This window comes from Empedobacter sp. R132-2 (assembly GCF_030324375.1).
Taxonomy (GTDB): domain Bacteria; phylum Bacteroidota; class Bacteroidia; order Flavobacteriales; family Weeksellaceae; genus Empedobacter; species Empedobacter falsenii_B.
Window position 1 is genome coordinate 4393 of record NZ_JACAGG010000020.1, and the last position, 5185, is coordinate 9577.

3 protein-coding genes are annotated in these 5185 nt (G+C 32.1%); all 3 read left to right on the plus strand.

Annotated elements, in window-relative coordinates; all coding sequences use genetic code 11:
• Window positions 1-363: 363 nt before the first annotated feature.
• The 3 genes from HXZ69_RS09950 to bshB1 all read left to right on the plus strand — a co-directional run bounded on the left by HXZ69_RS09950 (window position 364) and on the right by bshB1 (window position 5068).
• Window positions 364-3654: a cytochrome c biogenesis protein gene (locus HXZ69_RS09950; RefSeq protein ID WP_286495852.1), complete on the plus strand. Its 3291-nt coding sequence runs from the start codon at window positions 364-366 to the stop codon at window positions 3652-3654.
• Window positions 3655-3769: 115 nt separating this feature from the next.
• Window positions 3770-4363 carry a glutathione peroxidase gene (locus tag HXZ69_RS09955; protein WP_286495853.1) on the plus strand — a complete coding sequence of 198 codons (594 nt, stop codon included), beginning with the start codon at window positions 3770-3772 and terminating at the stop codon, window positions 4361-4363.
• 3 nt (window positions 4364-4366) lie between these two features.
• Window positions 4367-5068: a bacillithiol biosynthesis deacetylase BshB1 gene (gene bshB1 / locus HXZ69_RS09960; RefSeq protein ID WP_286495854.1), complete on the plus strand. Its 702-nt coding sequence runs from the start codon at window positions 4367-4369 to the stop codon at window positions 5066-5068.
• Window positions 5069-5185: the final 117 nt, after the last annotated feature.

Below are 5185 nucleotides of genomic sequence, written 5' to 3' on the forward strand. Positions count from 1 at the left end.
TAATTTTTTCATATCATTATAATTGGTTATTGAGCTTTAACAAAAATTGTTCCTTTTAAGATATGTTTTTGATATTTGAGTTAATTTTTTCATATCATTATAATTGGTTATTGAGCTTTAACAAAAATTGTTCCTTTTAAGATATGTTTTTGATATTTCTAAATATTTTCTTAACAAATTATTTTTGAATAAAATACTTTGTTATAAACATTTCTGATTAACAGTGTGTTTTTTAAACATTTAAAATCAATTTTGGCAGAATATATTTAACATTCTATTAACTCATTGATTCTAATAAAAATCATTTAAGTTTTAATGCTTTATCTGATAAACTCACCTATTTTTGTAAATCAATTATAAGTAATGAGTAAATTAGAAAAATATCTATTTTCTACCAGAACCATGACGGTCTTGCTATTCATCTACGCAATCGCCATGGGTTATGCCACTTTCATTGAAAATGACTACGATACGGCTACTGCAAAAGCTGTTATTTACGAGGCAAAGTGGTTTGAGGTATTAATGATTTGGTTGATCGTTTTGTTCTTAATGAATATCAAACGATACCGATTATGGTCAAAGGAAAAATTGCCGTTGTTGGTTTTCCACTTAGCATTTTTGTTTATTTTTATTGGAGGAGGAATTACTCGTTACATCAGTTTCGAGGGTGAAATGCCTATTCCTGAAGGAGGAACAAGTAACGAAATTACATCGTACAAATCTTATTTCAAGATGATGGTTGATGATGGTACACAACGTTTGGCTTACGACAATCATCAATACAACATGACATATTTTGACAGAAAAGATAGTACAAGTTCTCTGTTCCGTAGACACTTTGAAGGTGAATATCAGTTCAAAGATAAAGTCATTAAATTAAAAACTTTTGATTACGTACCTCACGCTTTAGATACAGTTGTAAGAAAAAAAGAAGGAATTAATGTTTTAGAAATCGTGACAGTTGGACAAACTGGACGTAATTCTGTTTTCATTAGAAATGGTGAAATTAAAAGTGTTAATGGAACTTTAGTTTCGTACAATAGACCGCAAGATGGTGCGGTACAAATTACTGGAGAAGGAGAAAATTTGGTTATCAAATCGCCTTTCGAAGGAGAATATGTGCAAATGGCTGGACAACAAGTTGGACAAATTACAGACATGCAAAAATTGCAAGAAGGTGCTGGAAAAGTTGAATTTAATGTTCCTGCTCCATTAAAACTACGTTCGTTATATACAATCAACGGAGCGCAATTTGTAGTTCCAAATCCGGCTTTCAAAGGTGAAGTTTTATATAGACAAGGTTCTAAATTTAAAGCAGAAGAAAAGAATCTACCTGGTGCAATTAGAGCCGAAGTTATTGTTGGTGATAAACGCGATACAGTGACAATTGTTGGTGGAAAGGGTGTCACAAATTATTCTGCTGATGTACAAATTGACGGAATGAATATTTCGTTAGGTTACGGTTCTAAATTAGTAAAAGTTCCATTTAGCATTCGTTTAGATGACTTTATTTTAGATCGTTATCCTGGTTCTACAAATCCTTCTTCTTTCGAATCTAACATTACAGTTATCGACGAGGGAAAAGAAACAAAACATCACATTTATATGAACAATGTAATGGATTATAAAGGTTACCGTTTCTTCCAATCGAGTTATTTTCCAACGGAAGACGGAACTATTTTACAAGTTAACCAAGACTGGTGGGGGACTAACATTACCTATTTAGGATACTTCTTATTATTTGGAGGAATGTTTGTTTCATTATTCTGGAAAGGAACTCGTTTTACGCAATTAAACTCTCTATTAAAAAGTTTACATACCAAAAAAATAAATATTTTACTTCCATTATTTTTACTTTCTGGATTAGCATTTGCTCAAAATCCAAGTACTACTGATGGAGGAAAAAATGGACATCAAAAAATTCAGACTGATTCGGAAAAAGGGAACGTTCATTCATCAGAGCACATTGGTAGTTTTTCTACAAAAATGGCTGATGGAGATGAATTAGCGAAGAATGTAAAAATTCCTGACGAACACGCTGATAAATTTGGTCATTTACTTACACAAGATATCGAAGGACGTATAAAACCTCTTAATACACAAGCTTTAGAAATCCTTAGAAAAGTTTATAAAAAAGATAAATTCCACGGATTATCTGCCAATAAATGGTTTATTTCTTTGCAATTAGACCCTGCTTATTGGGTAAATGCTCCGATGATTGAAGTTGGAGATAAAGGAGGAGATCGTTTAAAGAAAATTACAAGCGCAAACGAAGATGGTTACACATCTTTAATGAATTTGATCGATCCAAAAACGACTCGTTTTAAATTAGATAAAGCCTATAACGAGGCATTCTCAAGAAAACCTTCAGAGCGTTCTAAATTTGATGAGGAAGTAATTAAGGTTACAGAGCGTTTCAATATTTTAGATCAAACTGCAAAAGGATATCAATTAAAAATAATTCCAGTTCAGAATGATCCTTCAGAGCGTTGGACTTCTTGGATTTATCAAACACAAGAAAATCCTGTAGAAATCGATACAATGGCACTTGGAATGATTAGTGTTTATTTTAACATGGTTTCGAAAGGATTAGAAAATGGTAATTGGACGCCTGCAGATAATGCGGTAGATTATATCGATAAATACCAACAAAAATGGGGTAAAAATGTTGTGCCTTCTCCAACAAAAGTTGAGATAGAAGTGTTATACAACAAATACAACGTTTTCTTTTGGGTGATGATTGCTTATTGTATGGTTGGTGGAGTTTTAATGATTTTATCCTTCATTCAGTTATTTTCAGAAAGCAAAGCACTTCATCGAATTATCAATGTTTGTTTGGGATTAATATTTATTGTCTTTATCGTACAAGCCGCAGGACTTGGTGTTCGTTGGTATTTAACTGGACACGCACCTTGGTCTAATGGTTACGAAGCCATTGTATTTATTTCATGGATTAGTGTTTTAGCTGGATTGTTATTATACAAAAACCGAAACGCATTTATTCCAACAACAGGAGCTATGGTTGCTGTAATTATGATGGGATTTGCACACGGAGGTTCTATGTTAGATCCACAAATTACACCACTTGTTCCTGTACTAAAATCATATTGGTTAATTGTACACGTTGCGATTATCGTTTCATCTTATGGTTTCTTTGGATTAAGTGCTATTTTAGGAGTTTTCTCATTAATTATCATGATGATTAAACCAAATAAAAAGATTGAAATTTCGCTAAAAGAAATGACTTACGTTTCTGAAATGTCATTAACAATTGGTATTTTCTTACTTACCGTTGGTACATTCTTAGGAGGTATGTGGGCAAACGAATCTTGGGGACGTTACTGGTCTTGGGATCCAAAAGAAACTTGGGCTTTCGTTTCTGTAATTGTTTATGCAGTTGTTTTACATATGCGTTTAGTTCCAGGATTGAGAGGGAAATTTGCCTTCAATGTTGCAGCAATGTGGGCTGTTTGGACAGTAATTATGACGTATTTTGGCGTTAACTATTACTTATCTGGATTACACTCATACGCAGCCGGAGATCCAATTCCAATTCCATTCTGGGTTCCTGCAACAGCAGTCGCAATGTTAGTTTTATCTATTGCAGCTTGGTATTTCCAAAACAAAGTTTACCACGTAAAATCAAAAAATTAATTTCTTTAAATATTATAAAATAAAAAAGCTCATCCAAAGATGAGCTTTTTTATTTTAACCTACTTTAACTTACAAATCATAACATTTTTTTTAAATTTGTTTAAAATAGTACGCAATGAAATATTTATTCATCGGATTTTTAGGGCTATTTATAGCTTGTAATGCGCAAGAAACTAAGAAAGTTTCTAAAAAGCAAACCATTCATCAAACAACAAAAACACCTCAAAAAGTGAACAAAATTTACGATTATACATTCAAAGATATCAATGATGACGATTTTAATTTCGCGGATTTGAAAGGAAAGAAAATCTTAATTCTTAACACAGCTTCAAAATGTGGTTACACACCTCAATATGATGCTTTAGAAAAATTGTATCAAGAATATAAAGATCAAGGTTTAGTTATTGTTGGATTTCCTTCAGACAATTTTGGAGGTCAGGAATTTGACAACAATGAAGAAATTGCAAGTTTTTGTAAATTAAATTATGGCGTAACTTTTCCTTTGATGTCAAAAAGTGATGTAATTGGAAAAAATCAAAATGAAATTTTCAAATTCTTAACAAAAAAATCATTGAACGGAAAATCTGACAATGATGTAAAATGGAATTTTACAAAATTTTTGATTAACAAAGACGGAAATTTAGAGGCTTCTTACCCTTCAAAAGTAACTCCAGATTCAAAAGAAATAATAGATTGGTTAAATAAATAATAAATGAAGTTAGATATTCTTGCAATTGGAGCGCATCCTGATGATGTAGAATTGGGATGTGGAGGAACACTTGCAAAAGAAATTAAAAACGGTAAAACTGTTGGTATTCTTGATTTAACAAAAGGAGAACTGGGAACTCGTGGTACCGATGAAATTCGCCGTGTAGAAGCAAATGATGCTAAAAACATTTTGGGCGTTGCTGTGAGAGAAAATCTTGGAATTCCTGATGGTTTTTTCTTGAATGATAAAGAAAATCAATTGAAAATTGTCGAAATTATTCGAAAATATCAACCTGATATTATTTTGAGTAATGCACCTCACGATCGCCATCCAGATCATGGAAAAGGTTCAGATTTAGTGAATACTGCTATTTTCTTATCAGGTTTACCAAAAATTGAAAATGGATTACCAGCTTGGCGTCCCAAAAAACACTTCCACTACATTCAATGGTTGCCTTTAGAACCTCATTTTGTGATTGACATCTCTGGTTTTGTAGATACAAAAGTAGAAGCTTGCATGGCATATAAAACGCAATTTTTTGATCCAAATTCGAGCGAACCTCAAACACCAATTTCATCGAAGAATTTTACAGATTCTATCCGATATCGTGCATATGATTTAGGAAGATTAATCGGAACTGAAGGTGGAGAAGGATTTATTTCGCGAAGTTATATTGGCGTAAATAATTTAGATTCTTTAATTTAGAAATAAAGGTGTAAAAAACCTTTATTTTTTTGTCAAAATTATTTGCAAGTACCGATTAATAGGCTATATTTGCAGTCCAATTGAGAGATTAAATAAAAGTTAATTTCGCAATAAAAA